Genomic DNA, 25,741 nt, shown 5'->3' with positions numbered 1-25,741 from the left:
GGTGATAACGGTGTCGGGGTAACGCTCAATTCAACGTCAACGGGCTACCTAGGGGGTGTCAGTGCCGCATGCTCAGCCAACTCCTGCTGGATAAACGCTGCAATCATCGCGCGATACACCTGTTCGGTAACGTCCGGATTGGCGCCCAGCGTGTGCGACAAGTCCCGCACCTTGGCGATCACCTGTTCGACCCGCTGCGGCGCCTTGACACCATCGGTGTCCTTTTTGAAGCGGGCGGCTTGGGATACGTAGTGGCCACGCTCAGCCAGCAGGCTGACGATTTGCTGGTCGAGTCGGTCGATATTGTCGCGGACTTCTTCGAGACTGCTGCAGTTAACGGCCATGTTGGTTGAACTCCTTGAGATAAAGCTGAATAAATGCAGGCCAAATGTGGGAGGGGCCTGGTCTGGCTGTGGTCAGTAGTGATACCACTTCACTTCAAGCATCACCTCATTGACTGGCGTCGATAAGTGGCTGTACTCGCGCTGTGCGCTCAGGCGCAGGCCCAGGTTGCGGGACAATTCCCATTGTTGGTTCAGGCTGATGCTGCGGCGCACTTCGCCATTGGTGAAGAAGTCGCCCTTGGCTTCCAGGCTCAGGTTGCCCAGCGGGTTTTTCCACAGCACGCCAGTGTTGAAGCCAGCAGCGGGGGAGATGGCTTCGCTGAAGTCATTGTTGTGCTCCACCCGCACGGTGCCGAGGGCGAAGCCGAGCATGTCGTCGCTCAGTTGCCAGGTGCCGCCGGCGCCGCCATTGACGTGCGCCACCAGGGTTTCGTCGTCGTGTTTGCCCGGTACGCGTTCCAGGCCGCCGGTGACTTGCCATGACCAGGGTTGCAACAGGGCGTTGCGTGGCGTCAGGGAGCGGATGGTGGCCAGGTCCAGTTGTTGCAGTTGCCAGTGGTTGCCTTCGTACTGGCGCAACTTCATTTGCAGGATTTCGATCTGCGCACCGAGGGGGAAGCCTTCGGCGTTGTCGTTGAGGTCGTGATAGGCCATGCGCAGGCCGTATTCGCCAAAGGTTTTGTCGCCCCGGGTGCCGATGCCGGCTTGCCAGGTACGGGATTCATGGCCGTTTTCCGGCAGGCCGGGGGGCGTGATCTCAAGGTCCGGCGCGGGGTTTTGGTTGATCGCGCGTAAGAGTTCGAAGCTGCGCTGGGAGCGTGCGGTGTCGCGTTCCAGGCCATTGGCGCGGTAGCGGCCCAGGCGATAGGCGGCGTCGATGATCAGCGCCTGGCGGTCGCGAGGCAGGGCTTTGAATGCGGGCTCTTGCAATTGGTTCTGGTCGTCGCTGACCTTCAATACCCATTGTTGCTCGTCGCTGTCCAGCGGTTTGGCGCGCTCCAGCAGTTCGCGCTCGCGGGAAGGCCGGTAGTCGATTTTCTCGACCAGCCCCGCATCTTTAACGGCTTTGACCGTGTCGGTAGGAATGGCGGTCAGCGGGAACTGTTCGGTCAGGCGCAGGCCTGGGCGGGCCACTTGCAGCAGCTCCAGCAGGCGGTAGGAGCAGTTTTCGTCGAAGAAGAAGTAGTCGAACTGGATTTGCTTGAGCTCCCACACGTGCTCGACCATGCGCTCGGTTTCGACTTGGGTGAGGTTGAGGCGGTATTCCCACAGGTCGCGGTTTTCGAGGCTACGGTATTCGGAGAGTTTTTCCTGGTAGGGCACCAGCGCGAACAGGCCGGGATAGCCGCCCATCAGGCCTTTCCAGGCGTAGAGGATGCTGTTGTCCGAGCCTTCAATGTACGCGCCGAAGTTGATCGCGTAGCTGAGCAGCGCCGTATTGTTGCTTTGCACGTCGGCCTGGTCGATACGCAGCAGGGTGTGGCCGAACATCGATGACGGGCTGTTGAGGTAGGCCGCCGGGAAGATCATCACCGCGCTGTGGGGGGCGACGTCCTTGAACCATTGCTTGAATTCCTTGCAGTTCACGGCCGGCAGGTCGGCCAGGTGCAACTGGTCCTTGAGCCAGCGGGTACGTGCGGGGTAGACGCATTGGGCATGTTTTTCACCCAGGCTGGCCGGCGCATAGAGGGCGTCAACGGTGGCCTTGAGCTCCGCATCCGGGTGGTGGGCACCATCGGCTGCGAGGAAGAATTTCTGCTCGCTGACATAACTGCGCCAGCCTTTTAGCTTGCCGGCTTCGTAATGGCCCAGCGACAGCCAGAACGGATCATTGGCCAGTTGCTGCAAACGTTGATCATCAAGATGCGGTGCCGCGTACAGCGGGGCGCAGGCGAAGAGTGCCATCCAGGCAAAGCGTTTGAGCATAGGGGCAACTTAAGTCGGATATTTAGACAGACCCAAAGGGGAGGCGGGCCCAAAAATAAAACCCGCGCCTCGGGAGGCGCGGGCAGGTCGAGCTTAAGCCTGGGTAGCGTATTTCGCCAGGCGGGCATCGCCTTTGAGTACAGCCAGTGTGTTGTTGTGCACGTCTTCAGCGGTCACGTCGGCCTTGCTGAAGATTTGCTGGAAGTGTTCGTGCGCCACGGCCGCGAAGTGCGCGCGATCTTCCGGTGCAACGCCCAGTACCACGGCGTAGGTGGTCAGTGCTTCGCCATTACCCTTGGCCATGTCTTCGGACAGCTCGTTCATCATGCCATTCATGGCAATCCAGGACTTGCCGCCGTAGGTCAGCGCGCTGTTGGTGCTGCAACCGTTGGTGCCCGAGGTCATGCCGAAGGTGGCGTTACCCGAAGTGCCGTTGGTGGTGGAAGCCAGGAAGTGAGCCGGAGTACCGCGCTGGCCTTCGAACAACATGTTGCCCCAACCGCAGTTCGGGCCACCTGGTGATTCTGCCATTGCATTGAGGGAGACAACGGTGAAGAGAGTACCGAGAAGGATCCGTTTCATAGCTTTGTTCTCTTTGTGTGCAAACCAATGGACAAGGGTTCAGGCACTTCATAGCGCCCTAGGGATCGGTTATTAGTCCAACCCGCGCAGTTTGGAGTTTAGGCAGGTTCCAAGGGTTCCGTGGGTTTTTATAAAACAATCAGCATTGTCGCGATTTTTTGTAGGACGCGTCCCGTACCTGTGCTTTCCCTACGGCGCGCCTTGCCAGAGCGCGCAAGGGGGAGCCAGAATGCCGTCATCTGCCCCGCCTGATGTAAGGAAGCCCGATGCCTGATCCTGTTGCTGCCAGCTTGCGCCTAGCGCCCGAAGCGCTGACTCGCCCTTTCTCCGCTGAACAGTTCAGCTTCTCGACCACCAATGAATTGGAGCCCTTTCGCGGTGTGCTTGGCCAGGAACGCGCGGTTGAAGCGTTGCAGTTCGGTGTGGCGATGCCACGCCCCGGTTACAACGTGTTTGTCATGGGCGAGCCGGGCACTGGCCGCTTTTCGTTCGTCAAACGTTACCTGAAGGCCGAAGGCAAGCGCCTGCAGACCCCGGCGGACTGGGTCTACGTGAATAATTTCGATGAGCCTCGCGAACCCCGCGCCCTGGAATTGCCTGGCGGCGCGGCGGCGGCGTTCATCGCAGATATCAATGGCCTGGTCGACAACCTGGTGGCGACGTTCCCGGCCGCCTTCGAGCACCCGACCTATCAACAGCGCAAAAGCGCCATCGACCGTGCCTTCAACCAGCGTTACGACAAGGCCCTGGACGTGATCGAACGGCTGGCCCTGGAAAAAGACGTGGCGCTGTACCGTGACAGTTCCAACATCGCGTTCACGCCGATGCTCGACGGCAAGGCGCTGGACGAGGCTGAGTTCTCGCAGCTGCCGGAAGTGGATCGCGAACGTTTCCACACGGACATCTCCGAGCTGGAAGAGCGCCTCAACGAAGAGTTGGCCAGCCTGCCGCAGTGGAAGCGCGAGTCCAACAACCAACTGCGCCAGTTCAACGAAGAAACCATCACCCTGGCCCTGCAACCTTTGCTGGCGCCGCTGTCGGAAAAATACGCGGAAAACGCCGCAGTCTGCGGTTATCTGCAAGCCATGCAGGTGTACCTGCTCAAAACCGTGGTCGAGCAATTGGTGGACGACGCCAAGACCGACGCCCAGGCGCGCAAGCTGCTTGAAGAGCAATACTGCCCGAGCCTGGTGGTGGGCCATGCGGTCAACGGCGGCGCACCGGTGGTGTTCGAACCGCACCCGACCTACGACAACCTGTTCGGCCGTATCGAGTACAGCACCGACCAGGGCGCGCTCTACACCACTTACCGTCAGTTGCGCCCGGGCGCCTTGCACCGTGCCAATGGCGGTTTTCTGATTCTTGAAGCCGAAAAAATGCTCAGCGAACCGTTTGTATGGGACGCGCTCAAGCGCTCCCTGCAATCGCGCAAGCTGAAGATGGAATCGCCACTGGGCGAGCTGGGCCGCCTGGCCACCGTCACCCTCAACCCGCAAATGATTCCGTTGCAGGTCAAGGTGATCATCATCGGTTCGCGCCAGTTGTATTACGCATTGCAGGACGCCGATCCGGACTTCCAGGAGATGTTCCGGGTGCTGGTGGACTTCGACGAAGACATCCCGATGGTGGACGAGAGCCTGGAACAGTTCGCCCAGTTGCTTAAAACCCGTACCTCGGAAGAAGGCATGGCGCCGCTGACTTCGGACGCAGTGGCGCGGTTGGCCACGTACAGCGCCCGGCTGGCCGAGCACCAGGGGCGCTTGTCGGCACGCATTGGCGACCTGTTCCAACTGGTCAGCGAGGCGGACTTTATCCGCCACCTGGCGGGCGATGACATGACCGACGCCGGCCACATCGAGCGCGCGCTCAAGGCCAAGGCCACGCGGACCGGGCGCGTGTCGGCACGGATTCTCGATGACATGCTCGCCGGGGTGATCCTGATCGATACCGCGGGTGCGGCCGTCGGCAAATGCAACGGGCTGACGGTACTGGAGGTGGGCGATTCGGCGTTCGGCGTGCCGGCACGCATTTCCGCCACGGTGTACCCCGGCGGCAGCGGTATTGTCGACATCGAGCGCGAGGTTAACCTCGGCCAGCCGATTCACTCCAAGGGCGTGATGATCCTCACCGGTTACCTGGGCAGCCGTTATGCCCAGGAATTCCCGTTGGCGATTTCGGCGAGTATCGCGCTGGAGCAGTCCTACGGGTATGTGGATGGTGACAGTGCGTCCTTGGGCGAAGCCTGCACGCTGATCTCGGCGCTGTCGAAAACGCCGCTCAAGCAGTGTTTTGCCATCACCGGCTCGATCAACCAGTTTGGTGAAGTGCAGGCGGTGGGTGGCGTCAACGAGAAAATCGAAGGCTTCTTCCGCCTCTGCGAAGCGCGCGGCTTGACCGGCGAGCAAGGGGCGATCATCCCCCAGGCCAACGTCGCCACGCTGATGCTCGATGAGAAGGTGTTGCAGGCCGTACGCGCCGGGCAATTCCACATCTACGCGGTACGCCAGGCGGACGAGGCCTTGAGCCTGCTGGTGGGTGAACCTGCCGGCGAGCCGGATGCCGAGGGGCAATTCCCCGAAGGCAGCGTCAACGCGCGGGTGGTTGAGCGTTTGCGTGCGATTGCCGAGATGATCAGCGAGGAAGACTTGAAGGAGGCGGAGAAGGAGTTGGCGCAGCAGGCGTTGGCTGAGGCCAAGCCGAGCTGACGCGTGGTAAGTAGGATCTGTAGAACGAAGCAGATCCCAATGTGGGAGGGGGCTTGCTCCCGATGGCGGTGGGTCAGCCAGCTTATGGGTAGCTGGTACACCGCTATCGGGAGCAAGCCCCCTCCCACAATGGATGTCAGTGCCTTCAGACCTGTGGCCGCCATAAAATTGACTCGATTCCGGTGGCCGCCACCGTTGGTCTCTAGCGCCTTGGTTTGTTGTGTTTTTCTTCTATTCTCTGTTTTAGGGATATCCACAGGAGTCGCTGGATAGAAACAGCCTCGCCATTGGCCGGGGTTGAACACCGATCTACCGAGGGGCGCCGCCATGTCGCGCAACCTTTGCCTTACCCGCCAGTGCTTTGGCCTGGTCACCCGTATCGAATGTTCCATTCGCCCGCTCGCGGGGGATACCGGCATGTGGACCTTATTGTTTGCCGCCGGCATGTCCGGTGAACAGCCGTCCACCATCAAGTCCCAAGGCCCGTTTCATGGGCCGATTGCGGCGCAGACCATTCTGGAATCAATCGTCGACAGCCTGACCCTGCATGGCTACGAGCTGGCGGGCGATCCGCAGATCTGGTGCCTGCACATGCAGGCCCACCTGCGACAGCTCAACGGCAACCATGAGCAGCTTGCGCTGTAGGCCGGGTCATTTGCCCTCGGGCTTGTCCAGCTTGACCTCGAAGCCGTATTGCACGGTCGTCAGGTCGGTGCGCTGGTAGCTTTCCAGCGCCGTCGGCGTGCCATAGAAATAATGCACGTCAAACATCGCCGTGCCGTACTCCTGCGCACGGTGGCTGACGCCGAGGATTTCCTTGAGGTAATGGCCGCTGGCGTCCTTGGCGTAGAAGCGCCAGCTGTCGGCGGGGAATGCCTTCTGGTCGACGATCAGCGCGTTGTCCTTGAGCGACAGGCCCTTGGGCAGCTTGGCCACGTCAATCTCGCCTTTCTCGATGGTCGCCAGGAACAGCGGGATCGAGCCCACCACGAACGCCGGGTTTTCCGGGAACAGGTTGAGGTCGTAGGTGAGCGTGCCGCGCGCCGGGTTCAGCTCGTAGGCTTCGCTGGGCAATTCGATGGGCTCGCCGCGTTCGCCCTTGTCGTCGGCGGTAAAGAACGTCACTGGCGATTCGCTGCTGTTGCGCTCGGCGCCCACCAATTCGTCGTTGAAGGTGAAGGGGTGATCGAAGGTGATATGCGCGGCACTGGCGTCTTCGACGGACTGGGTGATCGTCACGCTGTTTTTCAGTTGTTCCTCGCTGAGCGTGGCGCCCTTGAGCCAGTTGGCGGCGCCGTCGTCGTACACGGTGACTGGCATCGGCAAGGCTTGTACGGTTTTTTGCAGGCTGTTCTTGTCGAAACGCAGTATCGGCAGGTCGAGGTCCTTGCGGGTGACGGAGGCTGTGGAAAAGTCCAGCACGTTGACCTGCACGCTATCGATCAGGCCATTGAAATATACCTTGGCGTAATGGCTGCCCTGTTTGTGCTCGAAGGCTTTTTGTTCGTCGATAAGCTGTTTTTCGAAGGCTTCGGACCAAGTGTTCTGTTTTTGCATCTCGGCCAATTGTTTCTGGTAAAACGCCACCTGCGCGGCGCTTTCATTGATCGAGCCCGAACGTGTGAGGAATTGCCCGGTGCTATCGCGTGCCTGTACCAGCAACGGGTTCGGCGAATCGTCGCCCACTTGCGGAGCGAGCGGCTGGCTGTTGGTCAGTTCGATTTCGGCGTAGTTTTTTTCCAGGAGCAGCAGGTTGACGGTGATATTGCCCTCGGTGCGCTTATGGCCCACGTCTTTTTTCGACAGGTCGAACGTCAACACCCTGCCCGGCGCGATCACTTCCACGCGGCCCTTGAGGCTCACAGGCTGAGGCTGGCTCTTGTTTTCGGTTTCGAGGCCATCGATGAACGGATAGGTCACCGTCAGGTCATCGGGGTTGGTCAGGTTGGAGCTGCTGGGGCTCAGTTGGATACCTGGGTCGGTTTCCGACCATTCCGGCTGGAAGGGGATGACTTTGTTGTTGCTCAACGTGACCGATTGCCACTCCAGGCCATGGGGGAAGGGGAATTGGTCGGGCATGTTGAAGCTGAACGGGAAGACCGGCTGCAAATCCGTCAGGTAGTCGGAGTGAGAGGTCTTGCGCAGCACGAACAGGCCATTGATGTAGGTGTCCACCAGCGCTTGCGGCGTGGGGTAGTGCTTGAGCAGGGCCAGGGTGTCGTCGCCGTACTCGGCCTCAATGGGCTTGGTGGCGAGCTTGGCCTGGGCCCGCTCCAGCAATAACAGCGAGCCGCCGAGGTCGGCGATGGCGTCGCGCAGCTTGGGGTCCTGGATGCTGTCGAGGGATTGTTCGAACTTGGCGGTTTTCTCTTCGAGGGTCGTCTGTTTCTGCTCATCACTGGGGGAGCAACCGCTGCCCATCAGCAACGCCGCACACAGGCCAACACCGGCCAAGGGGGAGCGCACATCCATCATCTGAGTTTTTCCTGTCCGACGTCATCGAGCCGAGTTGATGGGCTCGACACTAGCAGAAAAATTCTCTTACAGAAGCCGCCTGGGTCAGTTTTCTCGCGGTTACAGGTGACTTGTGGCGGCTGGTATACTCGCCGCCATTTCTAGCCAAGCTGTGTGAGACCCCCATGGAACGCTTTATCGAAAATACTATGTACGCTTCACGCTGGCTGTTGGCGCCGATCTACCTCGGCTTGTCCCTGGGCCTGCTGATCCTGGCATTGAAATTCTTTCAGGAAATCATCCACGTTCTGCCGAATGTGTTCAGCATGCTGGAGGCGGACGTCATCTTGCTGCTGCTGTCGTTGATCGACATGGCGCTGGTCGGTGGCTTGCTGGTGATGGTGATGATTTCCGGCTACGAGAACTTCGTCTCGCAGCTGGATATCGATGACAACAAAGAGAAACTCAACTGGCTGGGCACCATGGACTCTTCGTCGCTGAAGATGAAAGTGGCGGCCTCCATCGTGGCGATTTCCTCGATCCACTTGCTGCGCATCTTCATGGATGCCAAGAACGTCGATCCGCAGCACCTGATGTGGTACGTGATCATCCACATGACCTTCGTGATCTCCGCGTTCGCGATGGGCTACCTGGACAAACTCACCAAGCACTGATGCCTTGCGCCGGCCCTACTGCTCGACGAAGTAGTAGGGCTGGCGGTTGATCGCCATGTGCTTGATCACCTTCACCTGGGGATTCAAGCCGTTGGTGTGGTCCAGCAGCGCAACGTTGCCGGGCTTGGCCGCCAGGTAACGGTGCAGCTCGGGTTCTGTCTGCAGCATCTTCAAATAGCCCTGCATGTAGAACACGCCGGCGCCGGCGATGCGTTCATTGGGCTGGAACAATACGACTTCTTTGCCTTCGGCTTGCAGTGCCTGGATCTGGCGGATGACCGGCACGAATGACTGGCGCACATCAGCCTTGGGCGCAAACCAGAAGGCAGCGATCAGGTAGCTGGTAATGGCCAGGGTGAACACGCCGCCCACCAGAGGTCGGTGGTGTTTATACAGGGCGGGTTTGTGCTCTTTGAGCCATTGCAGCAGTACCCGTGCATATTCGGCGGCCAACACGGCGGCGGCCGGGGCCAGCGTCATCAGGTACACCGTGCGCTTGCTGGATGCCAGGGTCAGCAAGGTGAATTGCGCCACCAGCCATACGCTGAAAAACAGGTGATAGCGATTGCGCGCCAGGCTTTTACGCAAATGCCACAGCCCCAGGTATACCAGGATGTTCCAGGGCAGGAACGCCTCCGGCAGTTTGGCGATGTAGTAGTAGAACGGCTCGTAATGCCCGGCTTCGACAAACGAGCCGCTGAACCGGCCGACGCTGTTGGTCCACAGTACTTCGCCTACAGCCTGCATGCCGCCACGTTGGTACAGGAAGCACAGCCATATCAGCAGCGGCACCAATGCCAATAGGGTGCACAGCGCGGGTTTGAGCCAGTTGCCGATGCGCAGGCGTTTGTCCATCACGCTGGTAGCGGCCAGGTACACAAAAATCACAATGCCCGGCATGGCCAGCCCCAGCACACCTTTGCTTAGCGTGGCGATCGCCATCCCGACGGTAAACAGCGCCCAATGGCCCATGTTGGGGCCTTCGCGGTCCGGCCGCACCGCCTGATAGAACGCCAGCAGCGCAGTGGTCACGCCCAGGCTGAGCAACGAGTCCTCACCCACGCCGCGCACGTTGCTCCAGTAACTGGCCATGGTCGCCAGGATCAAGGCTGCGCTGAACGCCAATGTCTGCGGCCGGCCGAACCTGCGCAGCATTGCGTAGAGCAGCATTACGCTGAACAACCCGGCAAACGCCGACGCCAGGCGCACAGCCCAGGTGGTGCCGCCAAACAGGCGAATCGCCCCGGCATCCAGCCACAGGCTCAAGGGCGGCTTTTCCAAAAAAGGCTCGCGAAATAACTGTGGCACCACCCAGTTATTGTCCAGATGCATGGCCATGGCGATCCCGGCGACGCGGGCTTCGGTGGAGCCTTGCAGGTCGTGGCTACCTAGGGCGAAAAAAAATAAAAGACCGGCGAGCAGAAACAATAAAGAGGCGGGGCGTGTCATGGGTTGTGGCTACCGAGGCAGTGGGCCGCTCGGGGGAGCGGCCGTGGCATTCGGCTAGTATCTGTCGGCGTTTCTGAATGTTTCGTGAACGAGTGTAGGGTTTTTGTATTCAGGTATTCACGGCGCCTTCAAGCTGGGCAGCGCGGCTTTACCCTCGGCTGTCAACACGGCTGCCAATTGCTCCCAGGTAAAGCTCAGTTCGTTGTCGCACCCGTCACCGTTGGCGGGTGTCGACAGCTGCAATCCTTGGGTGTTGAAGCTCAGGTCGAACGTGGAATAGCTGTTGATCGCCGGGCATCCCTCGTCGGTGGTGGTTTGTCTGGCCAGCCATGTCTTGAACGGGGTCGACAGCTTCACTTCGCCGGAATAGGCGTCATACCACTGCTGGTGCCCGCCCAGCCACGTCCAGGGGTCAACCGCTTCGCCGGTCTGCAGGTTCCAGGAATGCTGCCCCCAACTGATGCCCCGGGCGCCCATGCCCGCGGTCCAGCGGTAGAACTTCACGGTGATCCACTGCGACGACCAATACGTCGGCTCAACCGTGATTTCACTGGTGAGGGCCGAGCCGTTTCGTCCCAGATACTCGCGACGCTCGCGCAAATAGTCGGCCTGATCGTCGTCGTTGACCGCCAGCGCCGCGAGTTGCCGATTGATTTTCTGCACCGCCGGGCCATCACCCTCAAGCTTGAGCGTGACTCGGGCGCCTTGGGTCTTGAGCACGTAGCGGTGACCGCCGAAGGATTTTTCCTGCGTCTTGACCGGCAGCGGCGCCGCTTCCAGGGCGGCGTTATAAGCATCGCTGCCGCAGCCGTCGTTTGGCGTACCGACACGTTTCAGGGTAATCGGCAGCGGTTTGCCGCCTTGCGTTTTACGCCAAGCGCCCGCCAGCGTATCGCCGGAGCGATTATCCAGCGTCCAGAACCCGGTATCGCCTTCCTCCACCCACGGCGCGCTGTCGCTGGCTTGGGTCAGTTGAATGGGGGTGAGGATGCGTTGGTAGTAATAACTGCCGTGCTCCCCGTCAGCTCCGTTGAAACAGGCGGTAATGGCGGATTTGCCCAGCGTGCCGGTCCAGACGCCGGCGAGGTCGGCGGCGTTGGCGAGCAAAGGTGTGCAGGCAAGAGCGATAGCAGCGACGGGCTTGAACACGGGTATCTGACTTCCGGTTGTCTGATGGGGCGCTCAGGGTAATGGGAAGTCGGGTGGAGTCCAAGTGGTTGCGCCTGCGTGGCGGTCAGTGCGCGCCGGTTAACACCTTAGGCTTTGACTTTAAAACGCCCCAACCCCTGCTGCATTGCATTGGCCCGCTCTGACAGGTTCCTGGCCGCGATCGCGCATTGCTGGGAGTTGGCCTGGTTTTGCTGGGTGACCTCGTCGATCTGCTCCAGCCCAATACTCGCCTGTTGCAAGCCGGACGCCTGTTCGCTGGACGCCTGATAGATCAGTGACACCAGACTTGAGACGGTGCCGGTGCCGGTGACAATGTTGCGCAGCGAGTCGGCGGTGCGGCCGGCGATGATCATGCCGCGTTGCGTCTTGGTCGACGAGTCGGCAATCAGCGCTGCGGTCTGTTGTGCCGCCTCGGCACTGCGTGCCGCGAGGCTGCGCACTTCATCGGCCACCACGGCAAAGCCGCGGCCCAGCTCCCCGGCACGTGCGGCTTCGATCGCGGCGTTCAACGCCAGCAGGTTGGTCTGCGCGGCAATGTTGTCGATGGTGGTGATGATGGCGGTAATGTCTTTGCCCGAATTATCGATCTCGGCCATGGCCGCGATCAGTTCGCTCATCAGCTTGTCACTTTCCCCCGCGTCGGCGCGCGCCGCCTGGGATTGTTCGTCGGCCTTTTTGGCATTGGCGGCGTTGTCGGTGGTCTGCGCCGCCATTTGGGTCATGACGGCACTGATTTCAGTGATCGACGACGCCGAATTGGATGCGCCGTCGGACAGCGACTGGCTCAACTGCGTGACCTGTGCAGAGCTGCCGGTGATTTGCGTGGCGCTGGCCTGCACTTGGGAAATCAAGGTGTTCAGGTTGCCGACCATTTTTTCCAAGGATTTGCCCAGCGTGTCATTGGGCGAGGACAGACGTACCTCCAGGTCCAGATCACCCTCGGAAATGCGTTCGGCCACGCGCACCTGGCGTTGCAGGCTTTCCGACATATCGTTCAGGGCAAAGGACAATTGGCCGACCTCATCTTCAGACGTTTGCACCAGCCGACGCGAAAAGTCGCCCAGGCTGATGTTAGCGGCCAGGTGGGCGGCTTCACGAATCGGGCCGACGATTTTGGCGGTAGCCAACCACAGGGTAAGCAAAGCCAGCATGGAGATGGCGATGCCCACCGCGACCTGCCAGATGCTGCTGTTGACGCCGCGCGATTGAAGTTCTTGTTCCAGGGCCAGGGCCTGGCTCATGACAACCGCCTTCGGCAGGTGAATCACGATGGCCCAAGGCTTGCCGGTGCGGCCCAGGTTGATGGGCATCTGCACCTCGATTTCCTGGGTGTCCTGGTTGATCCGGCTGTCGCCCTGGCCTTTTTGAACATTGGCCAACACCTTCTCCCAAGCGTCGGGCAGCAAGGCTTTGAGCGGCTGGCCGATCAGTTCCGGCCGTTTGCTGTCGGCCACCACCAGCCCTTGATGGCTGAGGATCGATACGGAGCCGTTGCCGCCATAAAGGTCGGCGGACATCTGCTCGCTGAGTTTCTGGATAAACGAGATATCGAAGTCAGCACCGACCACGCCGTAGAACTTGCCATTGGCGGTGATCGGCACCGACAGGGTGGTCAGCCATACATTCTTGCCTTGCACCACGTAGGGGAGGGGGTCGAGTACGCTTTCCTTCAAGGTGTCCCGGGGGCCTGAGTACCAGCCGCCCTTCAACACACCGTTGGGGTGGCGGGCATCGGAGTCATATTCGACCAGTGGTTGCACGGCGATATGACCGTCTGAACTGCGTGTCCAATAAGGGGTGAAGCGGCCAGTCAAGGGGTTGTTACCGCCCTCGTTATTACGAAAGGCTTGATCCTGGCCGTCCAGTGCGTCGGGCTCCCAGCAGGAGTACGTGCCGTTGAAGTCGGGGTTGTCCTTGAGCACGCTGAGCAACATTGTATTGATTGAGTCCCGACCCAATACCAGCGGGCTTTGGGCGCTTTTGCCCGCGCCCAGCGTATTGGCCAGTGTGCGTGCCGAGTCCAGCGCGTTTTGCAGCTTCGCCTGGATGGCGGTGGCACGAGACTCTGCCAGATTCTGCACTTCGCGGATGGTGGCGGTTTCAATCAATGCCGATACTTGCGTGCCCACATAGGCTTCGTTGGCCTTTGAGGAATACAGCCCATATAACACCAGACTTGCGCAGGAAATAAACAGGCAGAGTCCGGCCGTAAAACAGATTCGAGTCTGCAATGATTTGAATTTCATGATGTTTTCGCCCACGCTCATAACGACCAAAATAATCGGATGTCGACATTCCAGTGTCTTTGTATTCGCACGGCTTATTGGATCATCGGCTGCTTTGGCATTGGCATGCTGTACAGCGCTGTAAGTTGCTTAACGCGTTTTGGGTGCGGCGTCGTCGAGCCATAAACGCTCGGTATTTTTGAAACCATAACGTTGCGGCGCTACCCGCGCAATAATACGATCGTGTTGGTTGGGGGTGCCCAGGTCTATTATTTGGTAGGGGATATAGACATTTAAAGCCGGCAGGAAAAACACTTTGATTTTTGGCGTCAATAATGAGTCGGCATGTTGTTCTATCACTACACCGATACCGCCGCTTTGCAATTGAACGATAGAACCGACGGGGTAAATACCCACGGACTTTAAAAACGCGCGGAATACGTCATCGTCAAAATGCCCTTCCCATGTCGACATTTGTTGAATAGCCACGGCAGGGTCCCAGCCCTGGTTGTACGAACGGTCCGAGGTAATTGCGTCGTAGACATCGCAGACCGCGGCCATCCGAGCCACAAGGCTGATCTGGTCGCCAGCCAACTGATGGGGGTAGCCGGTGCCGTCGATTTTCTCGTGGTGATGCAGGCATACATCCACGACCATCTCGCATACTTGCGCGGTGGCCAGCAATGTTTTTTCCCCTTCAAGCGGATGCGTTCGCACCACCTGTAATTCGTCATCGCTCAAGCGGCCGGGCTTGTTGAGAATGGCACCGGGAATCGCCATTTTGCCGATGTCGTGCAGCAGTCCGGCCAGCCCGACCTTGCGAATCAGGGCGGTGGGCAGGCCTAACTGATTGCCCAGGGCGATCATCAACGCACACACCGCGACCGAATGCATGTAGGTGTAGTCATCGATGCTTTTCAGACGTGCCAGGCTGATAAAAGCATTGGGATGGCGTGCAATGGAGCTTGAAATATCGTCGACCAATGCGCCGATATGCTCCAACTCCAACGCCCGGCCCATGCGGGCATGGCCGAACATTTCGACCACCGCGGACTTGGCGCGACCACAAATCGCCTGCGCGGCGATCAGTTCGTCTTTCATGGACGTTAGAGGAGCCAAGGTGGCCGGTTCTGCCGGGTCAGAGGCGGGTTGAACATCACACTCCTGGGTACACGGTGCCTCCACGCGATCTCGCCAAAATGGCTTCGCCTCGCCGGCAGCCCGATCATTGGGTCCATTGCACTTCAACATGGTATGCCCTCTGCTGATGGTCTTCTTATTACGCGTCTAGAAGAGGATGCGCGCGCCTCGGATATTGGTGACTCCACAAATATCGTTATTAGACTTTGGTAGTAGAGAGAATGTGGGGCAACGAATAACCTCCCAGGCCTGCTTAAACAGCACTGATATCGTAATGACATTAGCATGGGTGTGGGTATTTGAAATGCATTTGAAAACAAAATAACGAGGGGGTTTATCGTTAAAGCGATGGGTGGTTTGTGTTTGTCTATCCAGTTGATGGGGTGGAATAGATAGTTCGCTAACTTGCTAGTTGGATGTTGAGAATGATTAAGGTTGAAAGGGGGTTGTAATAAGTTTGCGAGGGGGGCGTTTTTTGTGGTTCGCAATGCGCCATGTTTTGGACTTTATGGCGCTAAGGAGCTTGCTGAGCGTAGGCACTGTGATATCCGCGAGTGGTGTGGTTTTCAAGCGGGGAAAACATGCAGAGTGAGTGAGACACCAAATGTCTTCGGTGCAGGCTGGGGTGACGGCGTTTTTTCAACTTGAACCCGGTCGTGGCGACATTCTCGAATCTGTCTTCGGCCTCCGACAGACTGGCTTGCCTCGGCGCCTCGCGGTGAGCTTTGGGGGCAGTGCCTTGCACCAGCGGTCCACATGCCCAAAATGGGACGCCAAAATGCCTAGAGTTTAAAAAACCTAGAAAGCTCCCATAAGCGCTGAAGCCCCTGTATTTATTGGATTTCAGGCACCAAAAAAGACGTCCGTGGACGTCTTTAGAGCCGGGGTAATTTGAATTGCTCTGGTAAGAAATTGATTTATATAGTAAATATCTGTTTTTATTTTTAGGCGGAATACCAATTGGAATACCGCGACAAGTATTCTTTGCCTCTCGACGAGCAGTTGTGGAGCCGAGCCTGAGCATCGAGGTCAGCTAGAGGTGACGGCAGGCAAAGAGGGCCAAGAGATGAATTGTTGATTACAATTAGGCACAGCTTCCAGAAGCCATTTGAGTTCTGCTTCCGGTTTGCGGATTCCGCACTCCCATAGCTCGAAGACGCGCCAACCCTGTTGTAGCAACGCGCTTCTGTTTATCGTATCTCTCTTCACGTTCTGCTCGAATTTCAAGCGCCAGAAATCTTCGCGAGAACTGGGGTTGGTCGCATATCTGCACCCGGGGTGCCTATGCCAGAAGCAGCCATGAATGAATATGCAGACGCGGTAGCGAGGCAACACCACGTCGGGGCGACCTGGTAGCTCCCGTGGATGCAGACGATACCTGAAGCCATTCCTATGCAGCAGCTTCCGAACCTTCATCTCCGGAGCTGTATTGCTGCTGCGGATGCTGGCCATCATGCGAGACCTGACTTCTTTACTGACGATATCCATCAATCTTTCCCTCAGATGCGCCTACTCTCGCGTAGGGTTACGACTTGGCGCTCGCTAAGTCCATATAAATCACTGTTCTATTTACGGCCTCTAGGGGATTTGGGAATGTTTTTAGTGTGCCAAGGGATGGACCGTGATCTGGAATTGTGTTTCCGCCGCTGCAGGTTGACTTGATGGCCACTTCAAAATGGGCACCGAGTAGATGCAATCGTCGCCAGAGCGGCTGTAGCTGCACTACCGCCCTAATCCTAGTAAAGTAGCGCGGCTCTGCTGCATACGCTGTTGCATTCCTGATATCTAAACCATTGATGCCCATGATTGACTACCAGAACTCCCTTTTCCCGCCAAGCACGACCGCCAAGCCAGCTATTGCGGTTGAGGATGCTATCCAGATCGTCGACCTTTTCGCTGGACCTGGCGGGTTGGGTGAGGGTTTTTCATCCTCAGGAGAAGGCAAGCACTTCGATATCATCGTTTCTGCTGAAATGGATCCTGTTGCCAGGAGGACGCTAAGACTTCGTGCTTACTACCGATTGCTCAAGCGCGAATACCCTGCCGGGCTGCAGGACTATTACCGTTACTGTAATGGAGAGGCAGAAAAGCCTAGTAGCACCCCTGAAACCGCGGCATTCTGGAACCGTGCCGAGCAGGAAGCACGGCAGATAACCTTGGGTTCGGAGGAGGGCGACAAAGAGTTAAATGGACTCATCAAAGCCAGGTTGAATAAGATAGGGCGTCCATGGGTACTCATCGGCGGGCCTCCATGCCAAGCATATTCGATCGTGGGTCGAGCCAGAAACAAAGCCAAGAAGGATTACGTCGCGGAGAATGATAATAGGCATTTTCTGTACAAGGATTATCTACGCATCATCAAAGACTACCGACCTACCGTCTTTGTCATGGAAAACGTCAAAGGTATCTTGTCGTCCAAAGTCGGAGGCAAAGGGATTTTCTCGCAGATTCTGCAAGATCTGGTTGATCCTAGCAAAGCACTAGATAACAAAGAGGGCGGGCAGAAATACAAGATATGTTCACTGGTTTCCGAGGAGGCGTTTAGCTTTTTAGATTGTATCGACAGTGTGAAACCAAAGTCATATATCATCGAAGCTGAAAAGTACGGAATTCCGCAAGCCCGCCATCGCGTTATCCTTCTTGGGATAGCTCTAGATGAGAACGGTAACGTTCCTGAGCATGAGCTTTTGACAAAAACTGACCCAGTGTCGGTTCAGCAAGCCATAGGCAAACTTCCTAGGCTGAGAAGCAAGCTATCGCGGCGCTCGGATTGTCAGGAAGAATGGTATCGAACTGTTGCCGATGAAGTAGATGAGTTGTTGCATTATGCCGAGCTTGATAGTGGCGAAATGATCTCCCCACTTCAAGCTACCCGGCGAGCACTCTTCGATGCGCCGCGGAGTTCAGGCGCTGAAAGGGTGCCAAAGGAGAAAGGTCAGGGTAATACAGGGATACCATCGCTGGATGCTTGGTATCACGATGCCAATATCAAATATTGGATGAGTCACGACGCCCGCAGCCATATGCGCTCGGACCTGCGACGATACGTCTTTGCTAGCACCTTCGCTGCGCACAATAAGTATTCGCCCAAGGGCCATCAGCAATTCTCACTTCCTGGCCTTGCGCCCGCTCATAAGAATTGGGAAAGCGGTAAGTTCAGTGACCGCTTCCGGGTGCAGCTTGCAGAATTTCCGGCCACGACTATCACTAGCCATATCTCGAAGGATGGGCACTATTTTATCCATTACGACCCAGCGCAATGCCGTAGTCTGACCGTTCGCGAGGCTGCGCGGCTCCAGACATTCCCGGATAACTACTATTTTGAAGGGAATCGAACTCAGCAGTACCATCAAGTGGGTAATGCGGTACCGCCTCTACTGGCGAACAGAATCGCAAAAATAGTCTATGACGTTGTTTGTCGGCGTATTTCCGAAACTAAAGATGTTATGGGTGAATGACAGGTGAAAACCGCAACTATCTCTCCAGTTATCGAGAGTTGAGCTGCAAGATGTCGCGAAAATTTAAAAGTTGGGCGAGCTCCGGACAACGGTCGGTAGCGTATTGGTGGTTACTAGATCGTTGGCGATCTTGGCCCACGAAAAGGTGCTACTGAACCAGCACAAAGGCGCCTCGCAGGCGATAGTGGTTGGTCATTTTGCTCCTTAGCTAATGTACTAACTAGCATTAGGAAACCACGATGTAGTGCAATGGAGCTGTCGCCAGTGATACCTCACTCCACTCGCTCATGCCTAACGGCGAGCTTGTGACAGGCTGCGTTGGCAGCATTGCTGGAGGTGAATTGTGACCACTGCTCAACGAGCGCACAAGATCGGCTTTCTGCTCGGCAGAATACGTTAGTTAGGCCGTCCTACATATCTTCGACGGGCATCCCTTCCTCCGCCATTCTCTTCACAAGCAGCTTGATTGCATTCTTATCTGGCCTTGCTAGGTTGAGATTTCCCGATCCTATCTTCTGAAGGGCCCTGTCAGCCTTTGGCGACAGGAATCTATGCTGCTCGGCAGTCCGACGAATAATTTCGGCCTTGGGTCCGAGCATGTGAAGGAGCACGTCGAAGTCGATTTCACTATCGATCCTTGCAGACGACTTCGCTTCTTTTTTCTCTTGCGTCATCTCATTTTCGTCGAGCACCAAATGATCAGGTACTGCCTGAACGTTGAATTCTGCAGCTCTGATATTTTGCCAGCAAATTTCCAGTTTGCAGTACTCGCCGACGTTCCGAACATTTGCAGAAGTATTTCTGAGAGCGGCAGCAACCTGTGGGGCAAGAGAGGCGATAAGCTCTTGAAGCTCTTCCGGGACGGATTGAGTATTCCAGATTTGTCCCCAGTTTAGGCTTGCCTTGCCTTGGCGATCGATCTCCTCGGCAATCCAAGAAAGCGTATAGGCAACTGTCTGGGATTTATAGCCGCGGTCATCTTTGTACCAGTCGGAGCCAGCAACATGCTTGTCGGTCCAGCGGAATATCAGCCCCATCGCGCAAGCATTTCTATACCAAAGTTCGTTAAATTGGGTAGGAGCGGACTTCCAAGCTTTCGCGGTTTGATCGGCGAACCCCATGAAGGCTTTCTGCGCGCCTCTAGATACAATGTAAGGCTTTCTTTCGAAACTCAGGAGATACTTCGCAAGGTCGGTCTTTTCGATAATCTTTTCCCTAGGATACTCCAACTGATATTTTTTCTTTCCTGCCACGGACGCGTACGCCATGCCGTCGCGGTACTGCCCGCGTGCGCGCTCATAGAACCATTTGTCGCCCGTCATCGCACCGTTCTGAGGTGGTGCTGTCATTATCCGGGAGTAACGCTCCATTTGCAGATGGAACGGATGGCTCGAGAAGAAGTCTGCCTCTGAGATACGATTCTGAGTGTTGGCGTATCGCGAAATTTTTGGTACGACCTGCTCGATATGGGCAGGTGGAACTACTGAGAGTTTCATTTGCACATAGACACGCTCGAGCGGTGAGTTTGCGACATCCTTTGCGTATAGGATAGACGCCGTCGTCTGGCCGCCATTCACGATCTGAAGGTTATGAATAGCTGCAATTCCTAGCTGCCCGTCTTCCAGTATCTCGAGCTTAACCGCCGATGCGGTCGCGGTTAGGCCGTTGTTGTAAGCAAAGAACATCTCTGGCGTCTTCTTGATTGTTTCCAGAATACCCTTGTTCACCTTCGTCTTAGCCTGGAGATAGGTCCGGACGTTCTGTTCGAGCAGTCGTGCTCCGTATAGACCGTAGACTTCAGCAAGCACTGGGCCCGGAATGGCGAGGAGGTAGGATTGATGTTCTTCGGTGTTTGTCGAGGCCTTGAGGCAGGCAATAGGCTCTCCGGCAATTTCTGCGATATTGACTTCGATAGACTCAGGAATTTGAAAACTTTTTTGGATTTCGAAATAACGAGTCGCGTCAAGTACGCTATAAACAGTCGGCAATCCGCCTACTTGCTCGCCCAGCTGAGGCGGTCGTTTGGTCGCCAGGCGGGCGTTGGAAAAAAGGATGATGCGAACTCTCTTGATGAGATCACGTGTTGAATAGATGGGATAGGCCGCTGCAAACGCTGGACTTGTTTCTTCAATTGAATTGATGAACACCGATGAACAGGCATTTTCGAAAAAGGCGATTGCTTGCTTGAACACTGAGGTTAGGCGGTCATTATGTATAGACTCCAGTTCCTTTCCGTCCCGGTAATCGCAGACGGCGAGATAGAGCGTTCCGCGATCGGTATCAAACCCATAGCCGTCGATTCGGTATGGCCTCCGTCCACCTTCCTTGTGACTGTGGGTGTACTCCAAGTCGATGGTGTCGCCGTTGTCTGACGCCGATGCGGCATAGAGCTCGAAAAAAGCCTCTTGCTGGAAGACGCCCCGTACCTCCGCTTCTAGAAGAATATCCTCTCGTAGCACTTCGAATGCTTGCTGCAAATCGCTCATGCTTCGACTCCCTCAAAGGCATCATCATGGCTGATGATGAAGGGAATGCAGTCGCTCACCCGAATGCTGTAGGTAACCCTCTCTACGCCGGGGCGGAGATCACTGCGCTCGATACGAGGAAAGGTAGTGCACACCTCATAGAAAATACGGTCAACGAGAACCCAGCTTTCTTCGTTATATTCCTGCCGCTCCTGATATCTCGCTTCCAGTAGAGCGATCTCAAAAAGTTCCAAGGCGTTTGCTCCAGCCTCGGCAAAAGCTTCTCGAATCTCTGACACAAGAGCATTGAGAGTCCGAGCTGATGGGGCAGTGGATGGCAGCGGTGCGATTCCCTGATTGCAGAGCAGGATGCGCCCTTGGACTGGATCGAGTTGATCTTCGGAGGAAATCCGAATTCGCCGGTCGGCAGTCACCACCTGAGTCTTGACCTCAAAGATGGTGCCGGCGACGACAAAATCCTGCTCATGACCGCTAGGGCCATTCCAGCATTTGATCGCAGCATTCCAACCGATGCGGTCACTAAGAACATCCCGTAGAAACAGCATTTCGCCGACCAGGCCAATCTGCTCGCCTTTTGACAGTATGCGGTCGGTCCTATGGCTCAGCATCTCCTGCCAACGGTGGACCTCCTTGATGGCTTGAATCAGCCCCTTTCCGGACTGTGTCGGTGCAAACTTGTCTGTTGCAAGCATGAGGCTCTTGCACATAAGGGCGAAATTTCTGAGATCGGCAGCATCACCCAGGCTCAGCACTAATCTTGAACGCCCAGCGGCCATCGGATGGACCTCGCAGGTCACTGCCGACATCTTCGGCAGGTCAGGAACTCCAGGCAAAGCGCACTCGCCATCGAGCTGGAAGATAAAACATCCGTGAAAGTCACGGCCGATCCTGAAATCGAGCGGATGGCTGCTGTCAGCAAGTCGAATGTTGTAGCAACCTGGGTCTGTTGGCGGCACGATCGCTTTCCATTCACTAAGCATCTTGAGCCTCCATCATCGCTTCAGAGTCATCGTCTTCCTCAGCGGCAAAGTGCTCAAGTTGCTGCCGATAGACAGCATTCACTTGGTAGGTTCTCTCCTTGGCGGGTTTACCTGTCTCGGGCATGCAGAAAGAAAGCGTGACGATGGGATCGTTAAGTTTGAGATCCTCGTCACGATCGTTTCGATCGTCGCGCAGCTTCGCATTGAAGACATGCACCAACATCATCGGCCGCTCTCGTACAGAACACGCGGCGCGTTCCTTCTTGTATGTTTCAGCACGGTAGGCAGCATCTGCCTTTGCCTTCTGTGGGTCTGACAGGCCGATCTGCGCGTCCCCAGGATCGGCAACGCGATTCTTGCTGCCATAAACTCGATAAGTGCCCTTCTGAACTGTTCCTTGGTCCCGAGACCTCAAATTGATCTTCTGACCAGCAAATGGAGTAGAGTCGCCCGACTGGCGCATGGGAAGTACCACATCCCATTTTTCGAGTTCATCCGTGACGCGGTCCTGAACATAGTCCCCGAGAAGGGATGTATCGGAAATCACTGAGAGATCGGGATGATCCACGAACTGGAATTCGCGCATGAGACTTAGTACGTCTCGCCCGCCCGCGGCCCAGTGAATATAGCCCTTGTGTATTTCAGTGGGGCTTCCGAGCGCGATGAGAAATTTTTCGACCGCATTGCGATGGGCTTTTCCGATGACAGGATCATTTGGAAGCGCGAAACCCTCGATGTGACGCGCGGAATAGTCCTGAGCGATTTTAAGCTTTTCCGCCGTCCGCATCTTGTTTGCCGCAGTTACCCGGATGGCGAGCGGGCTCTGCCGGACTTTGAGGCCGAAATCGCGCGGTGTGCGGCGTGCGGCCTGCATACGCTTGATCTCGCTTCTAAGTTCTTCTGTCGCTTCGTCTACAAATTCGTAATGGTCGAAGGACACCTGCGGCAGATAGAGGCGGCAATATTCCTCATAGCCCGGTCGGTAGCCGAACCAGCGAGCCATCTGCATAAGGGTGTCGCTTGCAGTAGCGTTCCGCAGGAGATAGGAGATTGTGAGGCCTTCGAGCGTGAGGCCGCGTGAAAGCGCCAGCCCGCCGATGGCGATTACATGAAGACCTTCTGATTTGCGCAGTGAATAATCGAGCTTGCCACCCCGCATATTGACGGTGCGGACTTCGATGGATTGGACACCTTCATTAAGAACTTCGAGAAGATCGCGCCAGTTGAGCCCAGAGTTACCGAACTCGACCGTGAAACTGTTTTCGAGATGAGCCATGATCTCATCGTTGATCTCATCAAGCGGCAGCGATGCATGGACCGAGACTGCGTCCTTGATCTCCGTAAGATATTCGTAAACGAGTCCGAGAATCTTGTCTTGGATGGCATTGAATCGGCTGACGTTGATCATCATCGAACAGTGGGCTTTGCCCTTATCTTGGAATACCCTTATTGCCCTCGTTATGCAAAATACACGGATCGCGTGGCGCAGACTTTCCGGGATGTCGGCCACATTGTCTCCGCTTTTGTGTCTCAGCGGCAGCAGCGCTCGATAGTCATCAATGACCTTGACCATGCTCGAGCGTAAGTCACCGCCCTCTCGGAAAACTCGATGTGAACCTGCATAATTGGTAGGCGGATCAAGCGCCTTGATAAAGTTTCCGGGGAAAAGGTCATCCGTCTCCATTTCCGCCGTCGTTTCCGGATCGATGAAGATGTTGGCGAACGGTGTAGCGGTATAACCGATATATGCCGAGCGCGGAAAACGCGACAAGATCTGTCGGATGATACCGTTGATGGCGGTAGTCCGCTTGGGGTCAGTGGCCGTGTTGATAGACGCATTGTCGGCTTCGTCGTCGATCAGCAGAAGTGGCAGGTCATAGCCGCCCGTCTCTCCCTGTTTCTCTATCCAGTGTGCGAGACGTTCAAGGATGGATTTGTTTTTTTTGGTTATGAAGATCATCGGCTCCTGATGACCTGATAGACCGAAATAGATTCCATCCGTGCCGCTCGAAAAATCGGCTACCCGAGTTGTGCCGTAAGAGGGGATTCGCCGCGTCGCTGCATAATTCTGGATCGGCAGCGACTGCTGTGCAGCCGCGCCAAACATCGAGACCTTGCCGATGAATGTCTCGTCAATTCGTTCCTGCGTCTGGGCGCGCAGCGAGTTGGTTATCCCTGCGAGTAGGATAATTACACGATAGCCCGCGTCGGCTGCCTTGCAGATCAGCGCAGAGTAGTTGGTGGTCTTGCCCGACTGGACATTTCCCATGACCATGCCGCGAACTGCGCCGTAGAGTTCGTCTTTCGGATTGCCGCATTGGTCGAGAATTTCATCCGTGTCGGAGTCGAGGGTGGCAAGCACGGGCGACGGGAGAGTCCCCGTCTCGAGATAGTATTTGCGTAGGCGATTCCAGTAATAGAAGTCCAGAGCTGGCCGCATTGTTGCCAGCCAGGGCCGGTGGCCTTTTGTGATAACAGCCCCCCGCTTCTGGGTAACCGTAAAACTAGCTTCCAATTCGCGGATAATCGCATTGATTGCTGGTTCACCAAGGTGCTGAAACGGCCCGTTGCGAACGATAGAAGTGATCGCACCTTCTGGTAAGCCTTGTCCTTGGGCAATGTCTTCGCCATGTTGCTTGTTGATTATCGAGCGGAAATACGCAAGTTCGCTATCAAACATTTACCACCACCCTTTGTCCTTGAGGTGTTTTACGACGAGGTCGGCTTGACTAGCCCACGGTTCAGTTGATGCAAGAAGTTCACGCAGCGCTTTCATGTCGCCGCCTGAGTGAAGCAGCAGTGAGGGGAGGGCTGTGTCGAATTTGTCGAGAAATCTATCCCTGTCTAGTACGCCCTGATTCATCATTTCCGGGCGAGACGAATAGTCCTCGCCGATGCTTATAATTGGGAAGCAGTCTTCGATGATTCCGAGCGCTGCCGAAAAGGCTTTGGCTCTGTCTCTATCCTCGTCCTCTAGCATACCGGTTATCAGCGGGTGCTCGCGGTTGATGTAATAGCGAACCTCACCGTTGCGCACGTATTTAGCCCAGACTGACGTTTTTCCAGTTCCTTCGCGAATTCGCCCGCCGCGGGACTGAAATACCTTTCCCGATCTGCTCTTGAGTCCGCCGACGATGTCCTTCAAACGGCTTTTGAGCCCCGAAGGCAGCTGTGCGTCTGCCTTGTCGAGCGTGATCTTCCATATCGCATCGAGGGCGTTGGGGATGTTGACGGCGATCCGGACAAGTTGTGACAACTCGCCGTGCCTCACCAGTCGAAACCAGGTCCCGTGTATGATGAGCCGGTGCTGTCGGTAAACATAGAAACCTTGATTGCGAACGAAACCTTCTTCACCGCCGAGCTGATCGTGCTCGCCCGCAGTTAACTTCGAATAGTGCGGTAGGATGAAGGCCTGCACCCCAATAGGCTGGCCATCGAAGTTAAGAACTTCCTTCGGCTGGGCCTGCGTTGCATTATGGTTGCGGAGAAAAGGATCCGTCGGCTTCAGCACGCTACCATTGAAACTGATTCTGAGTTTCCGAAGGCCTTCCTCGCCTCCCAGATAGCGATGGAAAATGAGCGACAGCTTCTTTTGGGCGTGCGCGACTAGATCATTGAAGCCCCTGCCGCCAACTTGACCATATTCGGACAGGCGATCGCACATGCTCCAGATGATCTCTGTCCCGTCGCGCTCAAGCAGGCGTTGATCGACTTGAGCTTCAATCTCATCGGGATCAAGAACTCCCATCTTCCAGTTGGCGATATCATCCAGATTCCAAGACGCGCCGGACAGAGCGCCATTCTGTCTCGTGACAACGGTCAAGTGCCGGCATTGTGAAAGTGATGCCGACTTCATGCCCCACCCGAAACGGCCGAGGTCATCAGGAGCCCGTTCCTCATTGGGGTTAGTGCTGGCGGGTCTCATCGCCCGATGAAGTTCAACCGCTGTCATTCCGGATCCATCATCCAAAATTCTGACCTCGGGCCCATCATCCTTCCTGATGCATTTGATATCGATGCTGTGGGCTCTTGCCTTGATGCTGTTGTCTATTAGATCTGCAAGAGCACTCGACAGGTCGTAATTCCCAAAGCTACGCGCCGAGGCCATCAGCGCGGACGCGTCAGGAGGATTATTTACATGCCTCATA

General features: G+C 56.5%; 17 protein-coding genes and 1 pseudogene. 4 read left to right on the top strand and 14 right to left on the bottom strand.

Annotation, left to right across the window (positions count from 1 at the left end):
- Window positions 1-44: 44 nt before the first annotated feature.
- From KSS96_RS24615 to KSS96_RS24605, 3 genes are all read right to left on the bottom strand, one after another.
- A complete protein-coding gene (locus KSS96_RS24615; protein ID WP_017528858.1) occupies window positions 45-344 on the bottom strand; it encodes a chorismate mutase in 300 nt (99 codons plus the stop codon).
- 72 nt (window positions 345-416) lie between these two features.
- Window positions 417-2,270 carry an Lnb N-terminal periplasmic domain-containing protein gene (locus KSS96_RS24610; protein WP_068935207.1) on the bottom strand — a complete coding sequence of 618 codons (1,854 nt, stop codon included), beginning with the start codon at window positions 2,268-2,270 and terminating at the stop codon, window positions 417-419.
- A 93-nt stretch (window positions 2,271-2,363) separates the two neighbouring features.
- The gene (locus tag KSS96_RS24605) at window positions 2,364-2,852 is read right to left on the bottom strand and encodes a DUF3015 domain-containing protein (protein WP_017528856.1); all 489 of its coding nucleotides are present in this window, start codon (window positions 2,850-2,852) and stop codon (window positions 2,364-2,366) included.
- Between the two features lie 266 nt (window positions 2,853-3,118).
- Here KSS96_RS24605 and KSS96_RS24600 point away from each other — a divergent pair, with 266 nt between their 5' ends.
- Together KSS96_RS24600 and KSS96_RS24595 are read left to right on the top strand one after the other, a co-directional pair.
- Window positions 3,119-5,557: a Lon protease family protein gene (locus KSS96_RS24600; protein WP_017528855.1), complete on the top strand. Its 2,439-nt coding sequence runs from the start codon at window positions 3,119-3,121 to the stop codon at window positions 5,555-5,557.
- Between the two features lie 327 nt (window positions 5,558-5,884).
- Entirely contained in the window at window positions 5,885-6,202 is a 318-nt protein-coding gene (locus tag KSS96_RS24595; RefSeq protein WP_017528854.1) for a PA4575 family protein, read from the top strand.
- A 6-nt stretch (window positions 6,203-6,208) separates the two neighbouring features.
- Here KSS96_RS24595 and KSS96_RS24590 read toward each other — a convergent pair whose 3' ends face one another.
- Entirely contained in the window at window positions 6,209-8,032 is a 1,824-nt protein-coding gene (locus KSS96_RS24590; RefSeq protein ID WP_217855402.1) for a hypothetical protein, read from the bottom strand.
- Between the two features lie 164 nt (window positions 8,033-8,196).
- Here KSS96_RS24590 and KSS96_RS24585 point away from each other — a divergent pair, with 164 nt between their 5' ends.
- The gene (locus tag KSS96_RS24585; RefSeq protein WP_003176188.1) at window positions 8,197-8,685 is read left to right on the top strand and encodes a TIGR00645 family protein; all 489 of its coding nucleotides are present in this window, start codon (window positions 8,197-8,199) and stop codon (window positions 8,683-8,685) included.
- Window positions 8,686-8,700: 15 nt separating this feature from the next.
- On the opposite strand, the gene KSS96_RS24580 is transcribed toward KSS96_RS24585, so the two are convergent.
- The 6 genes and pseudogenes from KSS96_RS24580 to KSS96_RS24560 all read right to left on the bottom strand — a co-directional run bounded on the left by KSS96_RS24580 (window position 8,701) and on the right by KSS96_RS24560 (window position 16,157).
- Window positions 8,701-10,134 (bottom strand): ArnT family glycosyltransferase, encoded by a 1,434-nt coding sequence (locus KSS96_RS24580; protein ID WP_065876770.1) that lies wholly within the window; start codon window positions 10,132-10,134, stop codon window positions 8,701-8,703.
- Window positions 10,135-10,251: 117 nt separating this feature from the next.
- Entirely contained in the window at window positions 10,252-11,283 is a 1,032-nt protein-coding gene (locus KSS96_RS24575) for a hypothetical protein (RefSeq protein ID WP_068935204.1), read from the bottom strand.
- Between the two features lie 107 nt (window positions 11,284-11,390).
- A complete protein-coding gene (locus tag KSS96_RS28425; RefSeq protein ID WP_439653358.1) occupies window positions 11,391-12,176 on the bottom strand; it encodes a methyl-accepting chemotaxis protein in 786 nt (261 codons plus the stop codon).
- A gap of 111 nt (window positions 12,177-12,287) precedes the next feature.
- Window positions 12,288-13,550 (bottom strand): annotated as a pseudogene (locus tag KSS96_RS28420) (cache domain-containing protein); the annotation flags it as partial.
- Between the two features lie 129 nt (window positions 13,551-13,679).
- A complete protein-coding gene (locus KSS96_RS24565; protein ID WP_017528849.1) occupies window positions 13,680-14,630 on the bottom strand; it encodes an HD-GYP domain-containing protein in 951 nt (316 codons plus the stop codon).
- Between the two features lie 1,068 nt (window positions 14,631-15,698).
- Entirely contained in the window at window positions 15,699-16,157 is a 459-nt protein-coding gene (locus KSS96_RS24560) for a very short patch repair endonuclease (RefSeq protein WP_109511449.1), read from the bottom strand.
- A gap of 314 nt (window positions 16,158-16,471) precedes the next feature.
- Between KSS96_RS24560 and KSS96_RS24555 the strand changes: the two genes are divergently transcribed.
- The gene (locus KSS96_RS24555) at window positions 16,472-18,127 is read left to right on the top strand and encodes a DNA cytosine methyltransferase (RefSeq protein ID WP_217855399.1); all 1,656 of its coding nucleotides are present in this window, start codon (window positions 16,472-16,474) and stop codon (window positions 18,125-18,127) included.
- Between the two features lie 410 nt (window positions 18,128-18,537).
- Here KSS96_RS24555 and KSS96_RS24550 read toward each other — a convergent pair whose 3' ends face one another.
- The 4 genes from KSS96_RS24550 to KSS96_RS24535 are packed head-to-tail and all read right to left on the bottom strand — an operon-like array spanning window position 18,538 to window position 25,701.
- Window positions 18,538-20,613, bottom strand: coding sequence for an AIPR family protein (locus tag KSS96_RS24550; protein WP_217855397.1), 2,076 nt, complete (start codon window positions 20,611-20,613; stop codon window positions 18,538-18,540).
- Window positions 20,610-21,593 (bottom strand): PD-(D/E)XK motif protein, encoded by a 984-nt coding sequence (locus KSS96_RS24545; protein ID WP_109511446.1) that lies wholly within the window; start codon window positions 21,591-21,593, stop codon window positions 20,610-20,612. The genes KSS96_RS24550 and KSS96_RS24545 overlap by 4 nt, the downstream gene beginning before the upstream one ends.
- Window positions 21,586-24,273: a Z1 domain-containing protein gene (locus KSS96_RS24540; protein WP_217855395.1), complete on the bottom strand. Its 2,688-nt coding sequence runs from the start codon at window positions 24,271-24,273 to the stop codon at window positions 21,586-21,588. The genes KSS96_RS24545 and KSS96_RS24540 overlap by 8 nt, the downstream gene beginning before the upstream one ends.
- Complete coding sequence (locus KSS96_RS24535) at window positions 24,274-25,701, bottom strand: ATP-binding protein (protein ID WP_217855393.1); 1,428 nt, start codon at window positions 25,699-25,701, stop codon at window positions 24,274-24,276.
- Window positions 25,702-25,741 lie beyond the last annotated feature (40 nt).

Source organism: Pseudomonas asgharzadehiana (assembly GCF_019139815.1).
In the GTDB taxonomy this organism is placed as follows: Bacteria; Pseudomonadota; Gammaproteobacteria; order Pseudomonadales; family Pseudomonadaceae; genus Aquipseudomonas; species Aquipseudomonas asgharzadehiana.
This window is presented reverse-complemented; position numbering and strand designations above follow the sequence as displayed.